We start from the raw sequence: 23,893 nt of genomic DNA, 5'->3' as shown, positions 1-23,893 counted from the left end.
GGCTAATCAGGATAGCGAAAAGACGCGGTACCGTCCCACCGGATGCGACGCACCCTGAAGAGCAGGTACTCGCACCCGATCCCGCAGGCTCCTCCGAAGATGTCCAGCAGACTGTCCCAGAAACTTCCCGAGCGTTCAGATACGAAGGTCTGGTGAAATTCGTCCCCCAGGGCCAGGGCCGCCACCAGGGCCAGGGCGCCAATGGCCCAGCGCCTATTCCAGAGAGCGGGGTCTTCCTTGCGGAAGCCTCGGTAGAGCAGCACCGCAAGGATGAAATACTCAGCCCAATGGGACAGCTTGCGGACGAGCAGATGGACCAGTTCCCAGGTGGCCTGGGAATGATGGGGGAAGAGGTTCTTGAAGATCGGGTAGAGAAGGGATCCGGTGTGACCGGAAGAGAATCCGGCGGAGGAGGCTGCGCAGATGAGCCCCGCCCAGGCGAGGGCCGGGGCCCAGAACCAGAAAAAGGCGCGGCGGTTCAACATGGGAGGGATACGCCCTCCAGGGCCAGCAGCCGGACTTTGGCTTGGAGGCTTCCGAAGAGACTGAAGCCCCCAGGCCCGTTGGAGGCGAGGACCCGGTGACAGGGCACCAGGATGGGCAGGGGATCCCCCTCGCCCATGGGCCCGGTGGGCAGGAAGTGGAGCTGGCGGATCCCCTCCGCGCTCCACTGGAGCCGGATCCATCCAGGCGTCCCGAGCTCCGCCGGGAAGGTGGTCCAGAAGTTCATGAAGACAGCATACCGGTGGATCAAGGAACCCACACAGAAACACGTTTCACTGGGCGGTCGCATTAAAATGAGTCATCTGTCAGATGGACATCCCTGGGTTAAACTTCCTCCCGGAGAGCCCATGCGCTGGATGGCCCTGGATCACGGCACCAAGAAGATCGGCATCGCCTTCAGCGATGAGCTGGAGATCCTCTCGTCCCCTTTTGAAGTCTGGCCCCAGCAGGAGGAACTCACCCTCCAGAAGCTCGCCCGGCTGGCGAAGTCCGAAGGGGTCCAGGCTCTGCTGGTGGGTCTTCCGAAGCACAAGGATGGCAATGAGAGCGAGACCGCGCCACTGGCCCGGGCCTTCGGCGAGGCCATCCGGGATCTGACGGGCCTGCCCCTGGTCTTCTGGGACGAGCGCCTCACCAGTGTGGAGGCCGAACGCCTCCTGGCCCAGCGGGGCGTGAAGGCCAAGGATCGCAAGGCCAAGCTGGATGCGGCCGCCGCCGCCGTGATGCTTCACGATCTGATCGAGACCAGGCGGAGCCGACGCGTTCCTGCGGATCGGCTGGAATAGATCCCTGGCCTCCGGGCATGCCTGTGCCCAGGGAGTGGTATGTGTATTCGAAGAGGCCCAGTGGGAAATTTGAGCTTTTTGCAGGAATGATGGCGCCATCTCGGTGCGCTTCCTTCAAACTGGGGGCATGTCCCCGGATCGTTTCGACCTCCCCACGACCTATGTAGACACCCCGGAAAAGCTGGCCAGGGCGATGCCCCAGTGGTTCCAGTCCAACCTCCTGTCGGTGGACATCGAGTGCAGTCTGACGGGTGTGCACAATTGTGTCCTGGCGCTTATGCAGATCGCGGACCACGAGCAGGCCTGGCTGGTGGATCCCATCCCCCTGGCCCCTCTCATGAAGCCCTTCCTGGAGGCTCTGGCGGAGATCCCGTGGATCGTCCACGATTTCTCCGGGGATGGCATCGTCTTCAAGCGTCTGTACGATGTGATTCCCGTTTCGGTCATGGACACCATGATGCTGGCCCAGGCCCTGGGCTATCCCCAGCCCGGCCTCAAGACCATGGCCAAACTCAAGCTAGGGGTGGACATCCCCAAGGAGGAACAGGATTCCAACTGGATGCTTCGTCCCCTCCGCCCCAGCCAGCTCGACTATGCTGCCCGGGATGCCGCCCTGCTGCTGCCGCTTCTGCGGGTGTTAGGGGAAGAGGCCGAGGGACGACGTTCCGAGCCGGAAACCGGGGAGCGCCTGGCGGCTCTGCCCCGTCAGGTGCGGGAGCTTGTGAGGCGCGTCCACGCCTACCGTCCACCCGACACGAACCCCACCCTCGACAAAGTGAGGCGCCTGGGCCTTGGGGCCCTTGCTGAGGAACGGACGCGGCGCATCCTCGCGCTGAGGAGCAAGTGGGGCAATGAAGGTGATGTGGCTGCCGTCATGGAACTGGGGAACCGCTGGATCCTGGCCCGTCTCCAGCACCCTCCCCGCAGCCGGGAGGCACTGGAGCGCACCATACCGAACCCACGCTTCCGGGCCAAGCGCCTGGATGCGCTCTGGGAGATTTTCGAGGGTGGTGACCGGGAATCAACCTCTGTCCATCCAGCACCGATAAACCACATCTGAACTAACCGGAGTCTTTCATGGCGCAGGAATCCATTCTATTGTCCTTTCCGCAGGGGCTTGCCGGGTTCCCGGAGCTCAAGGCTTTCAACCTCTTCGAACCCAAGGGCGGGTATCCCCTCAAGTTCCTCCAGGCCGCAGAGCACCCTGAGGTCTCTTTCGTGTGCATGGATATCGCGGCCATCAAGATTGACTATGAGGTGCCCCTTTGTGACGAGGACGCCAACCTGCTGGCCCTGGAGCGGCAGGAGGATGCCTTGGTGCTGGCGCTGGTGGTGGTACCGGCGAACCCCAGGGGCATGACTGCCAATCTGGCAGGTCCTCTGGTCATCAACGCCAAGACCCAGGTGGGCCTGCAGGTTATGTTGGACGCCAACAACTATCCGCTCCAGTACCCGGTCTTCGGCCCCAAGGATGAGGTTGTCCTTCAATTCCCCAAAGGGCTCATTGGCTTTCCAGACCTCAAGTCCTTTCGGCTCTTTGAGCCCGCGGGGGGCTATCCCCTCAAATTTCTACAGGCGGTGGACCAGGAGGAAATCTCCTTTACTTGCATTGATGCTGGGGCCATCAAGGGGGACTACAACTTCCCCCTCGACGAGGAAAGCGCAGCCTTCCTCGCACTCGAGAGGCCGCAGGACGCACTGGTCCTGGCGCTGGTTGTGATCCCGGAGGATCCCCGCAAGATGACGGCGAACCTGGCGGGTCCCCTGGTCATTAATGTGAACTCCCGGAATGGGTGCCAGCTGGTCCTCAACCCTGAGCAGTTCCCCCTGAAATACCCTTTCATCCAGGAAAGATAGGCCCGCATGCTGGTGATTACACGGAAGGTGGACCAGTCGATCATCATCGACGGGCATATTGAAGTCATTGTCACGGACATCACGAAGGATGGGGTGCGCCTGGGCATCGTTGCCCCCAAGGAGGTGGCGGTCCACCGCCGGGAGGTTTTCGAGGCCATCGCGGAGGCCAACCGCGCCGCCTCCACCCAGCAGCAGGCCCCGGTTCAGGACGCCGCCGCTCTCATCCGCGCCCGGATGCCTAAAGTCCGGATCACCCGGGACCGATAAGAAGCCATCGGAGATACCATGGATGTTTCTTCTGTAGCGAGCACAGCGTTAAGCGCAGCGGCCAGCCCGCTGACGATGGGTACGAGTGCACTCCGCAAGGCGGTTGAAATCCCTGCGGAGCAGAGCTTGCAGCTCATCAAGACAGCCAGCCAGCAGGTTGGGCTTGGAACCAATCTGGATATCACTGCCTGAGAAAGGCCCGTACCAGGCTTTCGAAACCTGCGGCGGCAGCCTGCCCGGCTTGCAGCACTTCCTGGTGCGCCAGGGGCCGGGGTAGCATTCCGGCCGCCATGTTGCACAGGCAGCTGATGGCGGCTACCTTCATGCCCTCGTGGCGAGCGACCAGGACTTCGGGGACGGTGCTCATGCCCACGGCGTCAGCACCCAGGCTCCTGAATGCCCGGATCTCGGCCGGAGTCTCATAGCTGGGTCCCGAGACCGCCAGGTAGATTCCCTCCTGGAGGCGCTGTCCGGTGGCGAGGGCGGCCTCGTGGAGTTGAGCCCTCAACCCTGGGTCATAGGCTTCGGTCATATCCGGGAAGCGTGGCCCCGGTGGGGTGTTGGGTCCTCGGAGGGGGTGCACCCCCATGAGATTGATGTGGTCCCGCAGCACCATCAGTTCACCGACCCGGAAGCCTGGATGGATGGCCCCGGCGGCATTGGTGTGCAGCACGGCCGGTATGCCCAGGCGGCCGAAAAGGCGCATGGGGGCCGTCACCAGCTCCATGGGGTGTCCCTCGTAGTAATGGAATCGCCCGGCCTGGAGGAGCACTCGGCGTCCCTCGAGTTCGCAGAACACCATCCGGCCCGCGTGACCTTCGACGGTCTGAGGGGGGAAGCCCGGCAACTCCGTGAAGGCGATGGAAACCCCACGTTGGGCCTCTGGGCGATCCGCCAAGAGACCCAACCCCGAGCCCAGTACCACCACGATTTCTGGGATGAATGGGGCGCGGGCCTTCAGGGCTTCCAGGGCAGGGCGGAGTTCCATGTATCAGCTCGTCTTCACAGTCAGCTTCACGGTGACCCCCAGGGAGGGGATGGCTGCGGTATCCGTGATGGTTCCATCCGTTTTGAGGCGGATGTGGACGGGGATGTACTTGAGGGTGTCGGGGTCGCCGTCCAGCATCACATCCGTGCTGATGGAGGTGGCGTTGGTCAAGGTGATTGTCTGGTACTGGCCACTCGAGTCCCGGATCTGAAGCTCAAGGGAGGCTCCGGAAGGCAAGTCGGGTGCGCTGATCGTTACGGTGTAAAGGGTGTCCTTGGACAGCAGGAATCCGGCGTGGGCGATCTCCCCCTTGGAAAGGTTCGGGAAGGCGGCGGTCACGGGGTCCACGTGGGCGGAGCTCAGGTTGAAGTTCAGGGCACTCATGGCCCCACTGGGATCGGTGCCCCAGTCCTGCAGGAAGAAATACTCATCCTCGGACGACGGCCTGGGCCATTCCAACCCGTAGGTCCCCACGGTATTGGTCAGGACGGTATCTGTGAAGATGGCCTTCAGGTTTACCGTATCGCCGGATGAGGTGCCCTCCTGGAGGCGGAGCAGCTGCTTGTAGATATTGGCGGTGTCCGTGGGGTAGGAATCGGAATCCACCGGGACCTTCAGGGTGAAGAAGCGGCGCAGGCTTTCGGTATCGATGGAGGACCAGGCTGAGGGGGTGTCGCTGCTCAGCTTGTTGGCCTTGATGAGGAGATCCCATGAGAGGGCGGCGATGGCGGGGGCAGAGTAGGCGTCAGCATTCAGATCGGTGAGATCCCGGATGTCCCGATAGGTGACCAGGCTGCTGCCATTCGTATCCGCCAAGTACGGCGACTGCAGCAGGCTGGTGGCCATGCCGTAGGGCATCCCATCGATGAGGGCATGGATCGGATCCAGGCCGGTCTTACGGGCGAGTCCGGTGGCATCCAGGGGCAGCTGGTCGCTGGGGGGGGTGTAGGGCGTGACGGTCGTGTGGGAGTAGAGGGCGTTCCGGGCGCAGAGCATGAATATGATTGATTCATCCCATGCGTCATCGTTTGCATTGGCGCGCAGGGCGCCGTAGTAGCGGCTGGCATCGGAGTAATCGACGAAGCTACCCTGGGTGTCGTCGGCCATGTTCGGGCGGTAGAAGAGGTCCAGAGAGCCACCCGGCGTGGGGTCGCCGTAGACATCCGTGAAGGTGTAGATGGAGTCGATGATTCCCAGGACACGGCTTCCCACGGAGATCCCCAGGGTGGTGTCCTTTGTGGTCGTATTGAGGAGGGCTTCGAACTTCGCGGCGGTCTGGTCCGGGGAGGCGGCGATCCACCACGGCGTGCTGGAAGTTGCGGCGAAGTTCACGGTGACGTTTCCCGAAGACGCTGTGGCGTGAATCGAGTTCCCGGTGTCCGAGGTCCCGTCCAGGGCTTTGCGGAGGGAATAGAGGGTGCAGTCCGCAGCGACGGTGTCCTTGATGGTGGCGTCGGTGCCAGAAACGATGCGGATCGGTTCGGTGCTGCTGGTGCCGGCGATGCTCTGGACCTCGATGAAGGCGGGCACGCCCTTTTCGACGCTCAGGGAATAGTTCCCGTATTCATCGGTGTAGGTGGTGCTGGCAACGAGGTAGGTGGTGGTGCCTTCGTCCTTGGCCTCAATGGCGCGAACCCGGACGCCCCTGGCGGCCTGGGCGCTTCCCTCCGTCGCCAGGCCGCTGGGAATGCCGGTACTGGCGTTCTTGGCCAGGGCGCAACGTGTGTAGGTCACCTTGCCGCTTACAGTGACGTTGGAGGAATCGCCCCCGCTGCACGCGAGGGTCAGGAACGCCAGGGTCGCCACTGCAGCGCCCGCACATTTCCCATGCCAGAAACCTTTGAAACAAACCATGTCTTACCTCGGGAATCGAGCCAAAGCCCAGCCTACCACGCAGGCGACCCGAGTACGAGCCGCATCCATCATGGGTGCGCGTAAGGCTGGCAAGGTTCACCGCAGGCCCGCATCGCCGAACGTGTGGCGAAACGGGCCGATTGTTCCGGTGAATCGGGAAGGGTCAGCGCTCGGTGGTCATGGCCCGATTCTGGGCCATCATCTCGGCGGAGATCTCTTCGTCCTCATTGAGATAGGGCATGGGGTCGCGGTGGAGGCCGTCGAGCCGGACTTCGAAGTGGAGGTGGGGACCGGTGGAACGGCCGGTGGAGCCTACGGCTGCGATCTTCTGACCCCGGTGGACAATATCCCCTTCCTGGGCGAAATTGGCGCTGTGATGGGCGTAGAGGGTCGTAACGCCGTTCCCGTGATCGACCACGACGAAGTTCCCGTACTGCCTGTGATAGCCCGCGCTCACCACCTGTCCGTCCAGGGCGGCATAGACATCCGTTCCCGTAGGCGCGTTGAGATCGATGCCCTGGTGTCGGCCACTGAAGCGCACCTTGACCTTCCGTTTCCGCTTGCCTTTGACCTTGAGCACCGTGCGGGTCCGCATTCTGGGCCCGAACTCGGAGCTGACCGTACGGGTCTCCACGGGCCAGAGCAGGTCCAGCTTGTCGGGGTTTGCCGGCTCAAAGGTGGAAGAGGGCAGCGCTGCAGAACTGGGAACAGGGGTCTGGGGAAGGATGGGGCGGATATCGCCCAGGGGTACACCGGGCGACGGAGCGTTGTGCGCTTCGGGTGCCGTTCTGCGAAGGCTGGCTGGAAGCATGCGCTCCATGTGGGCCAGGTTAGTGGGGGCGATCCGCGGGGTAACGGGCAATTCCGGGGCCGCCTCATGGAGGGAGGGGGCCTTCCTGGTGGCAACCCGGGGGGCCGCACTTTTCCGAGGGGCCGCGACATGCAGAGTCGTCCCGACGCTCAGTTTGCTGAGCCGGACCCGGGGATTCAATGCTGCCAACTCATCCAGGGTCAGATCATGCTGGCTGGCGATCTTGGCAGCCGTCTCTCCCCGCTTGACTTTGTGGGCAGCCTTCTTGGTCGTCTCTGCCTTCCTGGCAGTCTGTGCTTTATGGACCCGGTTGGATCCCTTTCGGGTGGTCTTTGCTGCCTGGAGGTTCCCGGACATGCCAAGCATGGCGATGGCCAGAACGATCGGCGACAGTTTCATGAATCCTCCCCAAGGTGAGGGACCAAATGGATCTCTACACGCTAACGAGCCTCCTGGGGACCTGCCCCATGGTGGACATTTTTGGAATTTGCTAAATGCTACCCAGTCTCAACTGGAATTTCAACTTAACACGAACCAGGGGGGCCTTGGAACCCCCAAAGTGAGACAGTGTACGTACAAGGCTATTGTATGCAGCAATTGCTAGGGTCTGGGGAGCGCCCCGAGGAGCTTCTGGATGACCTGATCAGTGGTGACTCCGTCCGCCTCGCTCTCATAGGTGAGGAGGAGACGGTGGCGCAGGATGTCGGGGGCGATGGAGACCACATCCTCGGGCATCACGCGGTTCCGCCCACCCAGGAGGGCCAGGGCTTTGGAGGCGGATTGCAGGGCTAGGCTGGCCCTGGGGGAGGCCCCGTTGCGGAGCTGCTCCCGACCCTTCCATTCCTTGCCGTGACCGGGTCGGGTGGCGGAGACTAGGCGCACAATGTAGTCCCGGATCGCATCGTCCAGGTGCACCGCCTTGGCCTGGCGACTCGCTTCCAGCACTTGGGCGGCGTCCATGACGGGCAGGACAGGCTCTTCTCTCCCATCTGCCCGACGCAGGACCTCCACTTCTTCCTGAACGCTGGGATAGTCGATCTTGATCTTGAAAAGGAAGCGATCCATTTGGGCCTCCGGCAGGGGGAAGGTGCCCTCCTGTTCCAGGGGGTTCTGGGTCGCCAGCACCAGGAAGGGTTCCGGGAGGCGAAAGCTGTCTTCTCCCAGGGTGACCTGCCGTTCCTCCATGGCCTCCAGGAGGGCGGACTGGACCTTGCTGGGGGCGCGGTTGATCTCGTCGGCCAGGAGCAGGTTGCAGAAGACAGGTCCCTTCTTCGGGGTGAAGGTCATGGCCTTGGGGTCGAAGACCAGGGTGCCCATGACATCAGAGGGAAGGAGGTCAGGGGTGAACTGGATGCGACGGAAGGCCATGTGGGTGGCCTCGGCCAGGGTCTTGATCGAACGGGTCTTGGCCAGGCCGGGCAGACCCTCCAGGAGAACGTGGCCACGGCAGAGAAGGGCCACCAGGAGGCGGTTCAGGAGGAGGGGCTGCCCCACAATGACCTTGCGGCATTCGTGGAGGAGGGCGTCGAGGGGTTTGGCATGGGGCTGGGTCATGGTCTTCCCGAGTGATGCTTCATCTTGACGTGCCTTGGGGGATCCAGGCGAGCCTTCACTGCGCGTCCCAGATCCGCGACTGCTGAAGCATAGAAGAAGCTGCGGTTGTAGAGGGTGAGTACGTGGAAGTTCCGGAAGCCGATCCGGTACTGGGTCGCCTGCCCGGGGCTGGGCAGATCCACCACCAGCACCTGGGTTTCGCTTCCCCTTGGGCAGTGGGAAATCTGTACACCTGCCCTCCTCAGCTCCAGGAGGCTGAGCCTGGGTTCGGGAATGCCATCGGCGTGCGCGGCGGCGGCCTTCCGGCTGCCGGGTCCACCTGTCACCGGGAGGTCTACAGGGCGCCCCTCCTCCCATCCATGGGCCTTCAGGTAGTGGGCCACACTTCCAATGGCATCCGCCGGGCTGGCCTGGAGGTCGATGCGGCCGTCCCCATCAAAATCCACCGCCCACTTCTGGATGCTGCTGGGCAGGAACTGGGGAAGCCCCATGGCCCCCGTGTATGAGCCCCGCCAGCGATGGGGGTCCTGGTGGGTATCGCGGCACCACACCAGGTAGGCCTCCAATTCCTGGAGGAAGAGGGCCGTCCGCCGAGCCCGGTTGGGGGCTTCGGGGTATTCGAAGGCGAGGGTGGCCAGGGTATCCAGGACTGGGAAGGTGCCGGTGTTGCGCCCATAGATGGTTTCCACGCCGATGATGCCGACGATGATTTCCTCTGGGATTCCATAATCTCTGCGGGCCTTTGCCAGGGTGCCCCGGTGCTGGCGCCAGAAGGCAAGGCCTGCCCGGATCCGGATGGGCTCGATGAAGCGGGAGCGATAAAGTCGCCAGCTCTTCTGGATGGGCACCGCAGGGGGTTTGACCCACTGCTTGGCCATCTCCTGGGGCTGGACATGGTCAAGGAGTTCTCTCAGAGCGAGGGCTTCAAAGTGGTGCCGGTTCACCAAGTCCTGGATGAACGCCTTTGCTTCCGGGCGGTCGGCGTAGCCTCCCCTGAGGAGGCAGGTGCCAAGGAGGCAGAGGGGGAACAGGGCTTTGTGGAAGGTCATGGTTGGGACTCTTTGGAGAAGGTTCGCATGAGTCTAACCTGAAGCCGCTCCAGTCCTCGACTTGACGGAATCCATGACCGTGGGCAGTCTGACGCCTGAACTTTCACGGAGGAACCTATGAAACTGCTTCCCGCTTTGGTTCTGCTTTCCTGTTCCCTGGTCTTTGCCCAGACGCCTTCCCCGGCTGCCAAGGCCAAGGTGGCCTCCCCGGTGGGTGAAGTTGTGGCCAACAAGGAGTCCAAGGTTTTCCACAAGCCCACTTGCAAGCTCGCCGTGAAGATCAAGGCAGAGAACAAGGCCAGCCTCGCCTCCAAGGCGGATGCCGCCAAGGATGGATACAAGGCCTGCAAGATCTGCAAGCCTTGACGGCTTTGGGTTCTTCTGGCGCCTGGTCCCAGGTATAATCCCTGAACAGTTCCTGACTCTGCTCCAAATCCCCGATCCCGAAACCTCGCGAGGGGTCCCATGGTCTGGCGTCCTGCTTGATCCGAGACGGGGGGGCTTGCACAGCAAGGGTTGTGATAATTAGTATATTTCTACCGATACAGCCAACGCCTGTAGGGCGCCATAATATATCCAGGGGTGAATGAATGGGGGTCCAGATGATGAGAACCGGGTGCAAGGCTGTGCTCTCCGTGATTTGCCTTGGGGTGGCCAACCTCCTTCCTGCCCAGGCGCCCCAGGTCAGGCCTCTCGTGGCCGAGGGCGGCGAATGCCTGATGTACGCCATGGGTCTCTGGGGTGATGTCTACAAGGCGAAGGCGCCGGGTTTCTCCCTGGATGTCCGGGTCGAGGGTGAAGCCAAGGCCATGAGCGATTTGACCGCGGGTTCCGCCCAGATGGCCCTGCTCGCCAGGGACGCCTCTCCCGAAGAGATCGCCGCTTTCAGCAGCAAGTGGGGCTACCCCCCGACCCGGGTGGCCGTGGCTATGGACGCCCTGGTGTGGGTCGTGAACAAGGACAACCCCGTCAAAAAGTTGAGCCTACCGCAGATTGAGGCGATCTTTTGTGCCGAGCGCAGCCTCGGCTGGCCCAGGGAGATTCTGACCTGGGGAGAGGCCGGGGTGAAGGGCGCTGCCTGGACCGACCGGCCCGTCAACCGCTATTCACGCACCATGGACTCCAGTGTGATGGGCCTGATCCTCATGTTCATGCCCCCCACACCCCCCAAGCAGCCGACGCCCTTTGTCTCCGATGCCATGGCCATGACCGAGGCCCTGGCTGCGGATCCGAACGGCATCTGCACCGCCAACATGGTCGAGGTCTTCGCCTCGCTGAAGGCCGTCCCCATCGTCCCCCCCGGTTCAGATACCGCCGTCGAGCCTACCCCGGACACCGTCTCCTCGGGGGCCTATCCCTACTCGCGGTTCCTGTACGTCTATGTGAACAAGAACGCCAAGAAGGGGCTGGAGCCGACTCTCAAGGGTTTTCTCGCCTTCGCCCTCTCGCAGGAGGGGCAACAGCTTGTGAAGGCTGCCGGGCAGGCTCCCCTGGCCAGGGATATCTGGGCCCTCAATTACCTGAAGGTGACCGACCGTTTCGACATCGATTCCAACACGCTGCGGTAGTTGTCCTCACTCAAGGCCCGGGACTGGTAACGGTCCCGGGCTTTTCCTTTTCAGGAATCGCTCCATCTAACCCAGGGCCTCCCCGTGCACCCCCGGCCGAATAGCCTTTGGGGTCGGGATCGTGCCCAGGTCGAAGGGGGTGCGCTGGTAGACGCAGTAGTTCAGCCAGTTGGCATAGAGCAGGTGGGCGTGGGAGCGCCAGGTGATAGGGGGTTCCATTGCGGGGTTGTCCCCGGGAAAGTAGTTCCGGGGGACCTCGATGGGAAGGCCTCGCTCGCGATCGCGGTCGTATTCAGCCTTGAGGGTGAGGCGGTCGTACTCGGGATGTCCCGTCAGGAAGATCATTCGCCCGTCGGAGGTTGCGGCGAGCAGGACACCAGCCTCCTCGGACTCGGCGAGGATCTTCAGTCCGGGGATGTCCTGGAGATCCTCGCGGCGGACTTCGGTGTGGCGGGAGTGGGGGGCGAGGAACACCTCGTCGAAGCCCCGGAGCAGGGCCTCGTGTTCGTCCAGGACGCGATGGGGGAAGATTCCGAACATCTTCTTCCCCAGGCCGTATTTGGGGACGCCGAAGTGCCAGTGCAGCCCGGCCTGGGCAGCCCAGCAGACGTGCATGGTCGAGAAGACGTGGGTCTTGGCCCAGTCCATGACCTTCACCAGCTCGCTCCAGTAGTCCACCTCTTCGAAATCGAACTGCTCCACGGGGGCTCCCGTGATCACCAGGCCATCGAAGTTCTGGTCCCGGACATCCTCGAAGGTCTTGTAGAAGGTCTCGAGGTGCTCCTGGGGGGTGTTCTTGGATTCGTGGGTATCCATGTGGAGGAGGGTGATCTCCACCTGGAGGGGGCTGTTGCTGAGGAGGCGGAGAAGCTGCGTCTCGGTCTGGATCTTGGTGGGCATCAGGTTGAGCAGGGCGATCCGGAGGGGGCGGATGTCCTGATGGACCGCCTGGAGGTCCGACATGACGAAGATATTCTCTCGTTCGAGAATGCTCCGGGCTGGCAGATCTTGGGGAATGTTGACAGGCATTGAGGAACTCCTGGCCTTTCAGTCTAGCGGGTCGGCCCCGTGCAATCGGAAATGGACCGTCTGCAAAAGTGTGCCCTGCGTTCATCTGAATTTTTGTGTTGAAGCATCAAAATTACCGATCTAGACTTCCATCAATTCTTCAACCAACCAGGCTCCTTCCCGACGGATCGGGCCACCATTCAAAGGAGTGTCCTAATGGACATCAAGAAGGCTGTGCTTTCGCTGGGCATCCTGTCACTCGGCACCTCCCTCGTGGCTGGCGATGTGACCATCAACATCAAGGGTCTCAAGAGCAGCAAGGGACAGGTCATCGTCGGGTATTGGACCAAGGCCGACGGCTTCCTCGACAAGATGGAGAAAGTCGCTGCCAAGCAGGCTGCCCAGATCAGCGGCAATGCCGCCACTGTGGTCTTCAGGAATGTTGCCCCTGGCGTCTGCGCCTTCAACCTCATCCACGACGAGAACGGCAATGGGAAGATGGACACCAACTTCATTGGTATCCCCAAGGAGGGTTTCGGCTGCACCAACGACCCCCGCCCCAAGATGCGCGCGCCCAAGTTCGACGAAGCCAAGGTCAATGTAGGCGCTGCTGGTGCCGCCTACACCATCAACGCCGCTTACTGATCCCTCCTTCCAAAAGCAGAGCGGGCCCGCTGGGGCCCGCTCTGCTTTTGGAAAGGGCAACTACCTGCCGCTCTTCTTCCAGTCGGCCATGAAGCCTTCGATGCCCTTGTCGGTCAGGGGATGCTTGACCATCTGTTCCATCACCTTGGTGGGGATGGTGGCGACGTGGGCACCGGCCAGGGCGGCCTCGGTGACGTGGCGGGGCTGGCGGATGCTGGCGGCCAGCACCTGGGTCTCCAGGCCGTAGTTCTCGAAGATGGCGGCCAGTTCGCGGATCAGGTCCAGGCCATCGAGTCCGATATCATCCAGGCGGCCCACGAAGGGGCTGACGTAGGTGGCCCCGGCCTTGGCTGCCATGAGGCCCTGGGTGGCGGAGAAGCACAGGGTCACGTTGGTCTTGATGCCCTCGCTGGAGAGGACCTTGGTGGCCTTCAGGCCCTCAGCGGTGAGGGGCACTTTGACGACCACGTTCTTGTGGAGCTTGGCCAGTTCGCGGCCTTCCTTGATCATGCCCTCGGCTTCCAGGCTGATGACCTCGGCGCTGATGGGGCCGTCCACGATGTCGCAGATCTCCTTGATGATCTCCACGAAGGGCTTGCCGGACTCCTTGGCGATCAGGGAGGGGTTGGTGGTCACGCCGTCCAGGATGCCCCACTCGTTGATGCGGCGGATCTCGTCGATGTTGGCGGTATCCAGAAAGAACTTCATGTCGGCCTCCAGGGGGGATAGGGCGGGAACCGGGTACACCGACCGGGCTCCCTGCTCGCCTGCCAAGCTCAGCATTCTCTCAGGAATGCAGGGCAAGTCCAAGATCAGGTCTTCCAGGTCTGATGGGATAATCTGGGGACTACCCTGGAGGTTCCATGTCCCATCCTTCCATTCCCGTCCTGGACCGCGGCTTCGTGCAGCTGGTGGACCACATGGGCTCGGACCTGTCCATCGTCAACGCTGCCCGGGTCTCCTTCGGGAAGCGCAAGGAAGTCATGGACGAGGGCGACGAGAAGCTGATCCGCTACCTCGCGGCCCACGAGCACACCTCCCCCTTCCGGCACACGGCCATGACCTTCCATGTGAAGGCCCCCATCTTCGTCTTCCGGCAGTGGATGAAGCACCGGATCGGATCGGAGTTCAACGAGATCAGCGGCCGCTATGTCGAATTCGCCGAGAACGAGTTCTACGTGCCTGAGACCTTCCGCCAGCAGGCCAAGGTCAACAAGCAGGGGAGCGAAGGCCAGATCGAGGAGGGCAACCGCGCGAAGGCCCACGCCCTCTACCTGGCGACCTGCCAGACAAGTGTGGCCAATTACCGGGAGCTTCTCGCCATGGGCGTCTGCCGGGAGCAGGCCCGCTGCGTCCTGCCGGTGGGGCTCTACTCCGAGGTCTACTGGACCGCCAGCCTCCAGGCCGTGGCCCACTTCGTGCGCCTGCGCACGGATGGCCACGCCCAATGGGAGATCCAGCAATTCGCCCATGCCGTGAAGCAGGCCACCGAAGCCGTCTTCCCCTTCGGCCTGAAGGCCCTCCTGGAAGGCCCCACGGCGTGAACCAGGCCCCCCTGAACCCTGGGCTCTTTCGGCTGGATCCGGACCACCTCTGGGTCCAGCACTGTTCCGATGGGCCGATCCCGATGGCTTCGGTCCAGGCCGTCCAGGCCCACCTGGAGCGAGAGCTGAAACCCTGGGAAATGGACTTTCAGCGCGATGGCCTGGACCTGCCCGCTGCAGTCCGCCGGGAGGCCGCCCAGGTGATCGGAGGCCGGGCCTCGGACATCAGCCTCACCCAGAACACCTCTTCGGGGCTTGTGACCGTGGCTCAGAGCCTCTCTTTGAACGCGGGAGATGAAGTCCTGGCCCCCCTTGGGGAATTCCCCAGCAATGCGTGGCCCTGGAAGGCCCTGGAAAACCGGGGGGTCGTCTTCCGTGAAGTCGCTCTCTGGGAGGGGCACGCCGCAGGCGAAAACGCATGGTCTTCGGCGGCTCCTCAGGTGGCGGATGATCCGGAGGGCCGGATCCTGGCGGCCCTGGGGCCCCGCACCCGGGTGCTGGCCCTCTCCTGGGTGCGCTTCCAGGACGGGGTGAAACTGGATCTGGGCCGTCTGGGGGCGGGCTGCCGGGCGCGAGGCACTTTCTTGGTGGTGGATGGCATCCAGGGGGCGGGGTGCGCAATGCCGGACCTCAGCCAGGTGGATGCCTTCGCCACCGGCGGCCACAAGGGACTTCTCGCTCCCCAGGGCCTGGGATTCCTCTGGACTGCCTCAGCCTTTCGCGCCTGCCTCGCACCCACCGGCAGTTGGCTCTCGGTGGAGCAGGGAAGCGACTTCCGGCGGGCTTCCACGGATTTTGACAGGGCTTGGCTTTCCGACGGTCGCCGCATGGAGCCTGGCACCCCGAACATCCTGGCCTGTGCTGCCCTGGCCGAATCCTTGAAGACGCTCAACAGTGCAGGGGTGGGAGTCATCCAGTCCCATATCGTGGGCCTTCAGGCTCGCCTTCTGGATCGGGTTGTCCGTGGGCCCTGGGCTTCGGAGTCGCGGCGCCTTCGGGGCTTGCTGGAATCAGGTCGTCTGGGTCCCATTCTCAGCTTTCATCACCAGGGCTGGGGTGTGGAGAAGCTGCTCAAGCTCCTGGCCCACGCCATGGAGCGCGGCATCTTCCCCTCCGTCCGGGAGGGATACCTGCGCATCGCCTTCCATGGATGGCACACCGGAGAGGATGTGGACCGCATCGCCGACTGGCTTGAGACGGTATCCTGAGCATGTCGTTTGGAGTCCCCATGCTTGCTTTCCTCCTGAGTCTGATGCTTGCAGTGCCTGGAGGAGCTTCCGACGGGGGGCAGGTGTTCGCGAAAGGCCAGCGTTTCAAGGCCGAGGTGGCCCGGACTGACATGGACCGCTCCCGGGGGCTCATGTACCGGCAGTCCCTGCCCAAGGATCGGTGCATGATCTTCATCTACGATGAGGACGGCTATCACGCCATCTGGATGAAGAACTGCCTCATCTCCCTGGACGTGGTCTGGATGCTGGCGGATGGGACCGTGGTGGAGATGGCGGAGAATGTGCCGCCCTGTTCTCCGGTGCTTGGCAATGACTGCCCCAATTACGGTGGGACCATCCCCTCACGCTTTTTTGTGGAGTTTGCCCCGGGCACGATCCGTCACCTGGGGCTGAAGAAGGGAGACCGCCTGGGCTGGGATCTCACGCTGGACAATGGCCAGGCTCTGGTGGGGGGCGCTCCTCCGGTCAAGGAAGCCGCCAAGGCCAAGGGGCGTCGGAAGTAGCCCTACCGTGCGTTCAGGATCAGCATGGCATCGCCGTAGCTGAAGAATCGGTAGCGCTCTCGGATGGCCTCGGCATAGGCCTCCTGGGCCAAATCCAGGCCAAGGATCGTGGAGACCAGAACGAAGAGGGTGCTCTCGGGAAGGTGGAAGTTGGTCAGGAGCAGGTCTGCGGTCTTCAAGCGGTATCCTGGGCGGATGAAGAGTCGGGTGGAGCCGCTCTGTTTGAGGCTCTCCCCGTCCCAGGCCGATTCCAGGGTCCGTAGGCTGGTGGTGCCCACCGCCAGGAGCGGGCGGCTCCGTTCCCGCAGCACAGGCTCCAGTGCCTGGGCTGTCGTATCCGGAATCTCGTAGCGTTCCTGGTGCATGACGTGCCCGTCCAGGTGTTCTGCCGTCATGGGGCGGAAGGTCCCGAGGCCTACATGGAGACGCACGGGCTCCCACAGGCAGTCCCGTCCCCGCAGCTGGCCGATCAGTTCATTGGTGAAGTGCAGACCTGCGGTGGGGGCGGCTACGGCCTCACCCTCCTCGGCCCGGAAGACCGTCTGGTAGCGGCCCTCGTCGTCTTCTCCCGCGATATGGGTGATGTAGGGGGGCAGGGGCAGGCGACCGATGCGATCCACCGCATCCCAGTCCAGGGGCACTCCTCCCTGGGCGACCCGGACCCGGCGCAACCCTTCCTCCAGGGTTTCCTCGATCTGGAGTTCGGCCAACGGCGCCCCACTCTGAGGGTCCACCACTTGGGCGGTCTTGCCTGGCTTGAGGCGGGAGCCTGGACGTACCATGGCTTCGAAGGTGCCGTCGGGAAGGGCACGCAGGAGAAGCGCCTCCCCTTCGCCACCCCCGGCCCGGCGCAGGAAGAGCCGTGCGTGGCGCACCTTCACATCGTTGGGGACGCAGAGGGTTCCACGTGGAACAAGGCCCGGGAGATCCCGGATGCTGGCATGTTCCAGGGTTCGGGACCGGGGATCTACCACCAGAAGCCTGGCCTGGTCTCGCTGGAGGGCAGGGCTCTGGGCGATGAGTTCTTCCGGAAGGTGGAAGAAGAAGTCGGAGCGCTTCATGTCAGTCCTGGAACTGCATCTTGCGGAGCCGGTCGTAGTCCCCTTGCAGGGCCAGGAGTTCGGCATGGGTACCCATCTCGGAGATCCGCCCATGCTTGAGGACGCAGATCCGGGTGGCCTTCTGGACCGTGGAGAGGCGATGGGCGATGACCAGGGTCGTGCGGTCCTGCATCAGGACCTCCAGCGCCTGCTGGACGGCGCGCTCACTTTCCGTGTCCAGGGCCGAGGTCGCCTCGTCCAGGATCAGGATGGGGGGGTCCTGGAGCAGGGCTCGGGCGATGGCGATGCGCTGGCGCTGGCCCCCACTGAGGGTGGAGCCCGTCTCGGCCAGGGGGGTGTCATAGCCACTGGGAAGGGCGGCGATGAAGTCGTGGGCGTGGGCCTTCTTGGCGGCCTCCTCCACGGCCTCGCGGCTGGTCTGGATCCCATAGGCGATGTTGTCGTGGATGGAGTCCATGAAAAGCAGGGTCTCCTGGGTGACGATGCCGATGCGACGCCGGAGCTCCCTTGCATCGAAGTCCAGGAGGTCGACGCCGTTCAGGGTCAGGCGGCCAGCCGTGGGATCGAAGAATCGGGGCACCAGATTGACCAGGGTGGTCTTTCCTCCGCCGCTGCCCCCCACCAGGGCCACTGTCTCGCCGCTTCGGACCTCCAGACTGATGCCCTTCAGCACCTCGTTCCGTCCGTTCTTGCCGTCATAGCTGAAGTGGACATCCTCGAAGCGGAGGACCTCGGGGTGGATTGGCACGGGCTTGGGGTCAGAGGCGATATGCATCCCAGGCTGGCGGTCCAGGATCGAGTAGACCCGGTCCAGGCTGGCCCGGGCGGCCTGGATCTCGTTGTTGAGCTTGGTCAGGCGCCGGACGGGATCGTAAAAGGCGTAGACGCTCATCAGGTAGGCCGCGAAACCCGTGCCTGACATCTGGCCGGACTCGATCATGCGGCCCACGTAGAGGATCAGGGCGGCGAGCATGAGGCCTGCCACAATCTCCATGATGGGGCTGGAAAGCGCTGCGATCCGGGCGCTTTTCATTCCGATTCGGTAGAGGTGGTGATTCTGGCGCCGGAAGCGCTCCACCTCGTATCCTTCCCGGGCGTACCCGATGACGACACGGACATTGCTGAAGACCTCCTTGATGCGCTGGAGGAGCATGGCCGAGGCTTCCTGGTTGCCGTGGTTCACCTTGCGGATGAGCTTGCTGAGGCGACGGACAGGCAAGATCACCAGCGGAGCGGCGATGAAGATCACCAGGGACAGCCTCCAGTTCATGTAGAGCACCACGATGAGCAGGCTGACGGCCTTGGTGCTTTCGCGGACGAGCTCGGCGAACTGGTTGGAGGCGATGCCCTGGACAGCCCCCACATCTCCAATGCACCGCTGGAGCAGTTCCCCCACGGGGTGTTTCTGGAAGAAGGAGGGCTCCTGGTCCAGCATGCGGCCGAAGAGCCGCTCCCGGAGGGCCTGGGTGGCCTTGATGCCGCACCGGATCATGATGATGGTGCCAGCGTAGATCAGGATCGCCTGACCGCAGAAGAGGGCCACGATCACGAAGGGGATGAAATACAGGTCCTTGTGGAAAGGGGAACCCGCCGGCAAGAACGATTGGAGCCAGAGCTTGCCCTGGGCGATCTTGAGAAAGGCCCCGGTGTCAGGGATCTGGGAGCTCACCCCGAGGGCTTCCAGGACGAACTTGAAGCTGGCCGTGAGGGCACCCTGGAGACCGCCTGCCATCATGAGCAGCACGGAGGCCAGGAAGATCCAGGGCACGAAGCGGAGCATGTGCTCCTTGAAAAAGCGGCGCAATGATTCCATTGAGGAGTGTCCTAGCAAAACTACAGGTTACTCCACCGTCCGGAAATCCGGTTTCACCTGACTCACACCGTGAGGATCAAGCGGGCAGGTGACGGAGGGTGGCAGGTAGGTGCGGGCTGGCCAGAAGGGCCTGCTGTTCGCTTTCCGAAAGGAGGCCCCAGATACGGATGGCGGCTTCCCTAGGGGTCTTCGGGTTCAGGAGGAGTTCGGACATGATCGCCGGGTGGGCCATGAGGATGGGGTGGCCGGCAATGCGTTCCAGGACGCTCCTCGGGGTCTGCTTGTTTCTGGCCAGGCGCAGGAGGATGCTGGGGTCGAGTTGGCGATCCACCACTACCAGCAGCAGGGAATCCTCGTCCTTCAGCACCTCCTGGGGGAGTTGGCGGATCAGTTCGCCTCCGGAACTCCTCAATGCCAGAATCCGCTCTTGGGTGCTCATGCTCTGGTAGATCTGGCGGAGGGCCTCCAGGGCCTCCTGCTTGACTTCCATATGGGGGAGGCGGGAATCCCTCAGGACCTCCAGCAGGGCCCTGGGCGTTTTCAGGCGCTGGAGGAGCAGGAGGGCCGTGCTCGCGGATAGGTGGATATTGTGGAGGAGGGCTTCCGCGATGGCAGGGTTCTCCTGCCAGATCCGGTGGGAAGCCAGACGTTCCGCCCGGATGACGTCCATGCCTGGGATGGCCGCCAGGATCTCCCGGGGTGAAAGTCCCGGGTTCTCCAGCACCACCAGGAACACCTGGGGATCGGGGTCCTTGAGGGAGGCGATGAGCTGATCAGGCTGGGTGGCCTGGTTGGCCATGAAGACCCGCTCCTCGAGGGAGGCCCATTTCCCCTCGCTGGCGGTGGGGCTCATCCCCGTGGCGGTGTGGGTCCGTCTTCGTTGGAGTCGGTCGTAGAAGATCTTCACGACCCGCAAAAGGTTGGGGGCGTTCCGCTTGGCCCAATAGGTGAGGTACTGGTACTCGGACTCTTCGATCTGACTGAAGAGGGAGACGATGCGGTGCAACTCCGCTCCGTTACGGGGACCCTGCCCCAGGAAGGCGATCAACTCCCGGGTCCGGAGGATATCCTTGGCCAGGGACACCGGGCATGCAGGGGAGGTGTAGATGGCCTCACGGACCTTCTCCCGGAAGTACCAGCGGGCCTCTCCGTAGACCTCCTCCATCAGGCTTGCGGAACGGCTCCGGGGGAGCGCATCGCACAGGATGTCCTCAGTCACCATGGGGTTGCGGAGGGCCGCCTGCCAGAGCTCCTCGGCCTCCTCCAGCAGGTAGTCCATCAGTTCTTCGGGGGCCAGGGTGCGCTCGGCCCGAGACAGGTGCTCCTCCCGGGAGATCCTGAGGGGCACTTTCTGGAAGGCTTCCGTTTCGGCCGGTGGGGTTGTGAGGGTCTCCCAATCCTGGTCGTCCGAGGGCAGGGGGGGGAGCTCCTGGGTCACCCCTGTGGCACTCACGGGGCGGGCCAGCTGCTTGAGCTGCTGCTTGACAATGGGCTTGAGTTCCGCCGGGAGCTGCTGGTACAGGGACTTGGCCCCTTCAGCGTACTCCTGGCGGTAGGCCAGGGGAGCCTTGTCGGCCTCCCTCATGAGGTCGAAGAGGGAGACCGCCATCTCAAGGTCACGGCGGATGGGCTCCGGGGTGGCCTCGTTCTGGGCAAGGGCATTCAGCACCGGTCCGTGGAGCAGCCAGTGGGGAGTCCGGGCGATGAGGGTCAGCAGGCGCGGCGAATTGAGGGAGCGGGCCAGGCCTTCGACCAGCGCGAGCTGCCCTTCGGAGGGCAGCTGGGGCCGGATGAGGGCGAGATTCCGGAAGTGGGAGCGCTCCTGCTCCGTGAACTGGTTCAGAAAGGGTGGTTCCTGCTCCAGCACGGGGTTGGCTCCTAGGCGCAGGGCTGGGTGCTATGGAGCACCAGTTGGGGGTTCCCCGCCACATTCCAGGCATCCAGCAGGACGCCTTGGAGCCCAGGGATGGAGGAGGCGATGTGGACGTGCTCTTCCGTCGCGACCGTCCCACTCATCAGGAGGGGGATCTTGGCGATCTCGGCGATCCGGCGGGCACTCTGGAAGTCTGGCTCCTGGCCGGCCTCCCCAGGGATATCGATGAAGAGGGCCCGCCGGATGCCCAGGTCCCTGATGCGCTGGGCTGCCTGCTCAAGGGTGACGTCGGGCCTTGCCCCCCCTCCCGATTCACGGAACTGGCCATGGAAGGCGGGCAGGGTTGCCGTCAGACGGCTCTGGAAACGGGCCACCAACTGCTCGGTCATGATGGGGGAGCGCTGGAGGATTGCGTTGACGAGGATCCAGGTGATGCCGTGGTCCAGATACAGCTGGGCCATGTCGGAGCTGCGGATGCCGCCGCCCACCTGGATACAGACCTTGCCGGCACTCTTGACGAAGCGGTGGGCCAGCTTGAGGATGAGCTCGCGGTTGTTACCCTTTCCGACTGCGGCATCCCGGTCGATGAAAGTCACGTGGGTGCAGCCCAGATCCAGGAGCTGCTCCACCATGTCCACGGGGGAAGTCTGCGCCGGGGGCTCGCCGATGAAGGGAACCGTCAGGCCGTTTTCGATTTGCAGGGTGGGAAAGACCTTCAAAGGGGCACCTTTTGATCACTCAAACCTATTAATTCTAGCCGATGCCGGGCATCCGTCACGGGGATTAGTGCAATTCCTCCCTAAGGAGCCTGAGGGCCTCCCGTGCGGCCCTGGTCTGGGCTGCCTTCAGGGTGGGAGCCTCCCCCTGGGCCTCGATTCCGGCAACCTGGACCCTCACCAGGAAGTTGGGAGCATGGTCTGGGCCAGACTTCTGGAGCAGTTCGTAGGTCGGCGGCGGGCATCCCCGGGAGGCGGCAGTCTCCTGAAGCGTCGTTTTTGAATCCCTCTCGGCCCAGATCCCTTCGAAGGCCTGGCGAACCGGAAGCTCAAAGTGGCGGGCAACCAGGGCACTGGCGGCTGGCAGGCCCTGTCGTCCCTGGCCCTCCTCGTCCAGGTACACCGCGGCGATCAGGGCTTCCATGGCATCCGCCATGGGCTTGCCCGGAATGGTGGTGCTGGCTCCCTTTTTGGGAGAGCGGGGACCCCGGGTCAGGTCCAAGCCAAGCTCCGTGGCCCAGGCTTTCAGCGATTCGGTACACACCAGCATGCCCCGGAGCTTGGACATGGAACCCTCTCTCCAGTCCGGATGGATGGCGAAGATGAGACTGGATACACAGAGTTGGAGGATGGCATCCCCAAGGAACTCCAATCGCTGGTTGTCATCGGCCAGACCGGCGGACGGGGGGGTGAGGGCTTGCACCAGCAGGGAGTGGTTGGCGAAGGCGTGCCCCAGCCGCTGTTCAAGATTTCCTTTCCGTCGCGCATGACCCATGTCTGTTCGCACTCCCAGAATCGAAGCATACCTGTAATGCGGGGACCTGCTTTCGAGTAACCTGGATTAAGGACGGGTCCAGATCCGTCGAATACTTAATATCGTGGGAAATATGACAGATCCGGATGCTTCGCAGATTCTCCCCATTCTGATGGGTTCCCTGCGCCAACAGGGCGCGGAGGGCGAGCTTGTCCTGGAGCAGAATGATGGCAATCGACACCTCTTCTGGGTCGGTGGTGAATTGGTCCATCTCCACAGTGATGCCGCCGGCGAGCAACTGGGGAACTATCTGCTGCGTCAGGGGGTGCTCGACTTTCCGGCCTTGAGTGAGCTCCTGGCCAACGAGGAGCAGGGGCGCCTGGGGGAGAAGGTGGTGTTGTGGGGGCTGATGTCCGCTCAGGAGCGAGACTTTCATCTCCAGGCACTGCAGGAGCAGGTGATGGTGCATGCCCTGGAGCACCCCATCATCCGCTCCAGCTGGATTGAGAAGTCCGTGGGGCAGGAACTGAGCCAGGATCTGAAGTTCCGGCTCAATCATCGCCAGTTCATCTGGGCCACCTTCCAGGAGGCTCATCACCTTGGAGATATCGACGACCTCCTCTCTGCCGAGAGGTCATGGTGCTGGCAGGCTCCCCCGGACCTGCTTTCCGGTCTTGGTGATCTTCCCCTGACCCCGAAGATGGCCTATGCCCTTTCTTTTCTCGGGCAGGAACCCATCAACTACCCCATGTTCCAGAGTCTGGGCGGGCTCGATGAGAGCGATGCGGCTCGTCTTCTGGTTTCTCTCTGGGCCCTGGGGGCCCTCTCCCTGGTCAAGGGTGAAATGCCCAAGGTGGTGAAACGCCAGTCGCTGCCGGAACCTGCTCCGGAGGCGACCCCTACCCCTTCGACACCCCTGCCCCTCCTGATGCCTCCGACGCCGACTCCCTTTCCGGAGCTCCAGCTGGATCTGGACCACGGATACCTTCCGGAGCTGGAACGGGCCGATCAGGATCCCGAACCCCGCCATATCGAACTGGATCAGCCTTCTGAGGAGGGGGAGGCGCCTGCCCTGAGGGCTCGGAAGCTTTTTCTCTTTGCCCGAAACCTTCTGGTTCAAGAGCGCTATGCCGAAGCCCTGAAGTCCTTGGAGCAATCTCTCCAGCTGGATCCGGAATCCGACCTGGCGTTTGACCCCTGGCTGACCCTTGGCAAACTGCGTCTCGCCAATCCCGCCTGGTCCACCCGAGCCATCGAGGCCTTCCAGCATGCCTCCCGCCTTCGCCCCGCTGCTGCGGAGCCCTGGGCGCTGATGGGGGATCTCTATCACCGGAAGGGCTTCAGGGCCAATGCCCAGGCATGCTTCCGGAAGGCCTTGGAGCTGGACCCCTCCACTCCGGTTCCCACTGAACTGGACCTCGGCATCGCCGAGACCGATCCCGGCACAAGCTCGATCCTGGGCCGCTTCAAGGCGATCCTCGCCCGGCCCGAAAAACGGTCCTAACCCTCG

26 protein-coding genes are annotated in these 23,893 nt (G+C 63.2%); 12 read left to right on the top strand and 14 right to left on the bottom strand.

Going from position 1 to position 23,893, the window contains the following annotated elements:
* Window positions 1–2 precede the first annotated feature (2 nt).
* Complete coding sequence (locus HOLFODRAFT_RS23135; protein ID WP_005032836.1) at window positions 3–485, bottom strand: VanZ family protein; 483 nt, start codon at window positions 483–485, stop codon at window positions 3–5.
* Window positions 479–730 carry an MGMT family protein gene (locus tag HOLFODRAFT_RS0211475; protein ID WP_211237953.1) on the bottom strand — a complete coding sequence of 84 codons (252 nt, stop codon included), beginning with the start codon at window positions 728–730 and terminating at the stop codon, window positions 479–481. The genes HOLFODRAFT_RS23135 and HOLFODRAFT_RS0211475 overlap by 7 nt, the downstream gene beginning before the upstream one ends.
* Before the next feature lie 121 nt (window positions 731–851).
* Between HOLFODRAFT_RS0211475 and ruvX the strand changes: the two genes are divergently transcribed.
* The 5 genes from ruvX to HOLFODRAFT_RS24875 all read left to right on the top strand — a co-directional run bounded on the left by ruvX (window position 852) and on the right by HOLFODRAFT_RS24875 (window position 3,605).
* Window positions 852–1,289 (top strand): Holliday junction resolvase RuvX, encoded by a 438-nt coding sequence (ruvX, locus tag HOLFODRAFT_RS24880; RefSeq protein WP_005032840.1) that lies wholly within the window; start codon window positions 852–854, stop codon window positions 1,287–1,289.
* A gap of 127 nt (window positions 1,290–1,416) precedes the next feature.
* A complete protein-coding gene (locus HOLFODRAFT_RS0211465) occupies window positions 1,417–2,349 on the top strand; it encodes a ribonuclease D (protein ID WP_005032843.1) in 933 nt (310 codons plus the stop codon).
* A 17-nt stretch (window positions 2,350–2,366) separates the two neighbouring features.
* Window positions 2,367–3,146: a flagellar assembly protein FliW gene (gene fliW / locus HOLFODRAFT_RS23130; RefSeq protein WP_005032845.1), complete on the top strand. Its 780-nt coding sequence runs from the start codon at window positions 2,367–2,369 to the stop codon at window positions 3,144–3,146.
* 6 nt (window positions 3,147–3,152) lie between these two features.
* Entirely contained in the window at window positions 3,153–3,413 is a 261-nt protein-coding gene (gene csrA / locus HOLFODRAFT_RS20810) for a carbon storage regulator CsrA (protein ID WP_005032847.1), read from the top strand.
* 18 nt (window positions 3,414–3,431) lie between these two features.
* Window positions 3,432–3,605, top strand: a complete 174-nt coding sequence (locus HOLFODRAFT_RS24875) for a hypothetical protein (RefSeq protein WP_005032849.1) — start codon at window positions 3,432–3,434, stop codon at window positions 3,603–3,605.
* Here the strand turns inward: HOLFODRAFT_RS24875 and HOLFODRAFT_RS0211440 are convergent.
* From HOLFODRAFT_RS0211440 to mltB, 5 genes are all read right to left on the bottom strand, one after another.
* Window positions 3,595–4,401 carry a purine-nucleoside phosphorylase gene (locus tag HOLFODRAFT_RS0211440; protein ID WP_005032851.1) on the bottom strand — a complete coding sequence of 269 codons (807 nt, stop codon included), beginning with the start codon at window positions 4,399–4,401 and terminating at the stop codon, window positions 3,595–3,597. The two genes, HOLFODRAFT_RS24875 and HOLFODRAFT_RS0211440, sit on opposite strands and share 11 nt — an antisense overlap.
* A 3-nt stretch (window positions 4,402–4,404) precedes the next feature.
* Window positions 4,405–6,207, bottom strand: a complete 1,803-nt coding sequence (locus HOLFODRAFT_RS0211435) for a hypothetical protein (protein WP_043485819.1) — start codon at window positions 6,205–6,207, stop codon at window positions 4,405–4,407.
* 211 nt (window positions 6,208–6,418) lie between these two features.
* Window positions 6,419–7,465, bottom strand: coding sequence for a LysM peptidoglycan-binding domain-containing M23 family metallopeptidase (locus HOLFODRAFT_RS23125; RefSeq protein WP_005032856.1), 1,047 nt, complete (start codon window positions 7,463–7,465; stop codon window positions 6,419–6,421).
* A 201-nt stretch (window positions 7,466–7,666) separates the two neighbouring features.
* On the bottom strand, window positions 7,667–8,620 hold the full coding sequence (locus tag HOLFODRAFT_RS0211425) for an AAA family ATPase (RefSeq protein WP_005032858.1): 954 nt from the start codon (window positions 8,618–8,620) through the stop codon (window positions 7,667–7,669).
* Window positions 8,617–9,669 carry a lytic murein transglycosylase B gene (mltB, locus tag HOLFODRAFT_RS25100; protein WP_005032859.1) on the bottom strand — a complete coding sequence of 351 codons (1,053 nt, stop codon included), beginning with the start codon at window positions 9,667–9,669 and terminating at the stop codon, window positions 8,617–8,619. Before mltB ends, HOLFODRAFT_RS0211425 begins: the two co-directional genes overlap by 4 nt.
* A 117-nt stretch (window positions 9,670–9,786) precedes the next feature.
* Between mltB and HOLFODRAFT_RS0211415 the strand changes: the two genes are divergently transcribed.
* Both HOLFODRAFT_RS0211415 and HOLFODRAFT_RS0211410 read left to right on the top strand, forming a co-directional pair.
* Window positions 9,787–10,035: an Ada metal-binding domain-containing protein gene (locus HOLFODRAFT_RS0211415; protein WP_005032861.1), complete on the top strand. Its 249-nt coding sequence runs from the start codon at window positions 9,787–9,789 to the stop codon at window positions 10,033–10,035.
* A gap of 236 nt (window positions 10,036–10,271) precedes the next feature.
* Window positions 10,272–11,237 carry a PstS family phosphate ABC transporter substrate-binding protein gene (locus tag HOLFODRAFT_RS0211410; protein ID WP_244432625.1) on the top strand — a complete coding sequence of 322 codons (966 nt, stop codon included), beginning with the start codon at window positions 10,272–10,274 and terminating at the stop codon, window positions 11,235–11,237.
* A 66-nt stretch (window positions 11,238–11,303) separates the two neighbouring features.
* On the opposite strand, the gene metA is transcribed toward HOLFODRAFT_RS0211410, so the two are convergent.
* Window positions 11,304–12,266 carry a homoserine O-acetyltransferase MetA gene (gene metA, locus HOLFODRAFT_RS0211405; protein WP_005032866.1) on the bottom strand — a complete coding sequence of 321 codons (963 nt, stop codon included), beginning with the start codon at window positions 12,264–12,266 and terminating at the stop codon, window positions 11,304–11,306.
* A 195-nt stretch (window positions 12,267–12,461) separates the two neighbouring features.
* Here metA and HOLFODRAFT_RS0211400 point away from each other — a divergent pair, with 195 nt between their 5' ends.
* The gene (locus HOLFODRAFT_RS0211400) at window positions 12,462–12,890 is read left to right on the top strand and encodes a DUF2141 domain-containing protein (protein ID WP_005032869.1); all 429 of its coding nucleotides are present in this window, start codon (window positions 12,462–12,464) and stop codon (window positions 12,888–12,890) included.
* A 60-nt stretch (window positions 12,891–12,950) separates the two neighbouring features.
* Here the strand turns inward: HOLFODRAFT_RS0211400 and fsa are convergent, their stop codons facing one another.
* Complete coding sequence (fsa, locus tag HOLFODRAFT_RS0211395; protein ID WP_026939259.1) at window positions 12,951–13,598, bottom strand: fructose-6-phosphate aldolase; 648 nt, start codon at window positions 13,596–13,598, stop codon at window positions 12,951–12,953.
* A 155-nt stretch (window positions 13,599–13,753) separates the two neighbouring features.
* Here fsa and thyX point away from each other — a divergent pair, with 155 nt between their 5' ends.
* The 3 genes from thyX to HOLFODRAFT_RS20795 are packed head-to-tail and all read left to right on the top strand — an operon-like array spanning window position 13,754 to window position 16,166.
* The gene (gene thyX, locus HOLFODRAFT_RS0211390) at window positions 13,754–14,434 is read left to right on the top strand and encodes an FAD-dependent thymidylate synthase (RefSeq protein ID WP_005032875.1); all 681 of its coding nucleotides are present in this window, start codon (window positions 13,754–13,756) and stop codon (window positions 14,432–14,434) included.
* Window positions 14,431–15,642: an aminotransferase class V-fold PLP-dependent enzyme gene (locus HOLFODRAFT_RS0211385; RefSeq protein ID WP_005032877.1), complete on the top strand. Its 1,212-nt coding sequence runs from the start codon at window positions 14,431–14,433 to the stop codon at window positions 15,640–15,642. Before thyX ends, HOLFODRAFT_RS0211385 begins: the two co-directional genes overlap by 4 nt.
* Before the next feature lie 20 nt (window positions 15,643–15,662).
* On the top strand, window positions 15,663–16,166 hold the full coding sequence (locus HOLFODRAFT_RS20795) for a DUF192 domain-containing protein (RefSeq protein ID WP_005032879.1): 504 nt from the start codon (window positions 15,663–15,665) through the stop codon (window positions 16,164–16,166).
* Between the two features lie 2 nt (window positions 16,167–16,168).
* Here the strand turns inward: HOLFODRAFT_RS20795 and queA are convergent, their stop codons facing one another.
* The 5 genes from queA to HOLFODRAFT_RS0211355 form a co-directional block, all read right to left on the bottom strand.
* Window positions 16,169–17,227, bottom strand: coding sequence for a tRNA preQ1(34) S-adenosylmethionine ribosyltransferase-isomerase QueA (gene queA / locus HOLFODRAFT_RS0211375; protein WP_005032882.1), 1,059 nt, complete (start codon window positions 17,225–17,227; stop codon window positions 16,169–16,171).
* A 1-nt stretch (window position 17,228) separates the two neighbouring features.
* Window positions 17,229–19,040 (bottom strand): ABC transporter ATP-binding protein, encoded by a 1,812-nt coding sequence (locus tag HOLFODRAFT_RS20790; RefSeq protein ID WP_005032884.1) that lies wholly within the window; start codon window positions 19,038–19,040, stop codon window positions 17,229–17,231.
* Between the two features lie 76 nt (window positions 19,041–19,116).
* The gene (locus HOLFODRAFT_RS0211365) at window positions 19,117–20,907 is read right to left on the bottom strand and encodes a hypothetical protein (RefSeq protein WP_005032886.1); all 1,791 of its coding nucleotides are present in this window, start codon (window positions 20,905–20,907) and stop codon (window positions 19,117–19,119) included.
* Window positions 20,908–20,918: 11 nt separating this feature from the next.
* A complete protein-coding gene (locus HOLFODRAFT_RS0211360) occupies window positions 20,919–21,632 on the bottom strand; it encodes a HisA/HisF-related TIM barrel protein (RefSeq protein WP_005032888.1) in 714 nt (237 codons plus the stop codon).
* A 64-nt stretch (window positions 21,633–21,696) separates the two neighbouring features.
* The gene (locus tag HOLFODRAFT_RS0211355) at window positions 21,697–22,404 is read right to left on the bottom strand and encodes a ribonuclease III family protein (protein ID WP_005032889.1); all 708 of its coding nucleotides are present in this window, start codon (window positions 22,402–22,404) and stop codon (window positions 21,697–21,699) included.
* A gap of 112 nt (window positions 22,405–22,516) precedes the next feature.
* On the opposite strand from HOLFODRAFT_RS0211355, the gene HOLFODRAFT_RS0211350 reads away from it, so the two are divergent.
* The gene (locus HOLFODRAFT_RS0211350) at window positions 22,517–23,887 is read left to right on the top strand and encodes a tetratricopeptide repeat protein (RefSeq protein WP_005032892.1); all 1,371 of its coding nucleotides are present in this window, start codon (window positions 22,517–22,519) and stop codon (window positions 23,885–23,887) included.
* Window positions 23,888–23,893: the final 6 nt, after the last annotated feature.

It is taken from the genome of Holophaga foetida DSM 6591 (genome assembly GCF_000242615.2).
GTDB lineage: Bacteria > Acidobacteriota > Holophagae > Holophagales > Holophagaceae > Holophaga > Holophaga foetida.
Note: the sequence above shows the minus strand (reverse complement) of the source record. Positions and strands in the feature narration are given on the sequence as shown.

Bases quoted from the DNA above. Each gene is read 5' to 3' on its own strand.
- HOLFODRAFT_RS23135 (WP_005032836.1), bottom strand. From the start codon at position 485: ATGTTGAACCGCCGCGCCTTTTTCTGGTTCTGGGCCCCGGCCCTCGCC.
- HOLFODRAFT_RS0211475 (WP_211237953.1), bottom strand. From the start codon at position 730: ATGAACTTCTGGACCACCTTCCCGGCGGAGCTCGGGACGCCTGGATGG.
- ruvX (WP_005032840.1), top strand. From the start codon at position 852: ATGCGCTGGATGGCCCTGGATCACGGCACCAAGAAGATCGGCATCGCC.
- HOLFODRAFT_RS0211465 (WP_005032843.1), top strand. From the start codon at position 1,417: ATGTCCCCGGATCGTTTCGACCTCCCCACGACCTATGTAGACACCCCG.
- fliW (WP_005032845.1), top strand. From the start codon at position 2,367: ATGGCGCAGGAATCCATTCTATTGTCCTTTCCGCAGGGGCTTGCCGGG.
- csrA (WP_005032847.1), top strand. From the start codon at position 3,153: ATGCTGGTGATTACACGGAAGGTGGACCAGTCGATCATCATCGACGGG.
- HOLFODRAFT_RS24875 (WP_005032849.1), top strand. From the start codon at position 3,432: ATGGATGTTTCTTCTGTAGCGAGCACAGCGTTAAGCGCAGCGGCCAGC.
- HOLFODRAFT_RS0211440 (WP_005032851.1), bottom strand. From the start codon at position 4,401: ATGGAACTCCGCCCTGCCCTGGAAGCCCTGAAGGCCCGCGCCCCATTC.
- HOLFODRAFT_RS23125 (WP_005032856.1), bottom strand. From the start codon at position 7,465: ATGAAACTGTCGCCGATCGTTCTGGCCATCGCCATGCTTGGCATGTCC.
- HOLFODRAFT_RS0211425 (WP_005032858.1), bottom strand. From the start codon at position 8,620: ATGACCCAGCCCCATGCCAAACCCCTCGACGCCCTCCTCCACGAATGC.
- mltB (WP_005032859.1), bottom strand. From the start codon at position 9,669: ATGACCTTCCACAAAGCCCTGTTCCCCCTCTGCCTCCTTGGCACCTGC.
- HOLFODRAFT_RS0211415 (WP_005032861.1), top strand. From the start codon at position 9,787: ATGAAACTGCTTCCCGCTTTGGTTCTGCTTTCCTGTTCCCTGGTCTTT.
- HOLFODRAFT_RS0211410 (WP_244432625.1), top strand. From the start codon at position 10,272: ATGATGAGAACCGGGTGCAAGGCTGTGCTCTCCGTGATTTGCCTTGGG.
- metA (WP_005032866.1), bottom strand. From the start codon at position 12,266: ATGCCTGTCAACATTCCCCAAGATCTGCCAGCCCGGAGCATTCTCGAA.
- HOLFODRAFT_RS0211400 (WP_005032869.1), top strand. From the start codon at position 12,462: ATGGACATCAAGAAGGCTGTGCTTTCGCTGGGCATCCTGTCACTCGGC.
- fsa (WP_026939259.1), bottom strand. From the start codon at position 13,598: ATGAAGTTCTTTCTGGATACCGCCAACATCGACGAGATCCGCCGCATC.
- thyX (WP_005032875.1), top strand. From the start codon at position 13,754: ATGTCCCATCCTTCCATTCCCGTCCTGGACCGCGGCTTCGTGCAGCTG.
- HOLFODRAFT_RS20795 (WP_005032879.1), top strand. From the start codon at position 15,663: ATGCTTGCTTTCCTCCTGAGTCTGATGCTTGCAGTGCCTGGAGGAGCT.
- queA (WP_005032882.1), bottom strand. From the start codon at position 17,227: ATGAAGCGCTCCGACTTCTTCTTCCACCTTCCGGAAGAACTCATCGCC.
- HOLFODRAFT_RS20790 (WP_005032884.1), bottom strand. From the start codon at position 19,040: ATGGAATCATTGCGCCGCTTTTTCAAGGAGCACATGCTCCGCTTCGTG.
- HOLFODRAFT_RS0211355 (WP_005032889.1), bottom strand. From the start codon at position 22,404: ATGGGTCATGCGCGACGGAAAGGAAATCTTGAACAGCGGCTGGGGCAC.
- HOLFODRAFT_RS0211350 (WP_005032892.1), top strand. From the start codon at position 22,517: ATGACAGATCCGGATGCTTCGCAGATTCTCCCCATTCTGATGGGTTCC.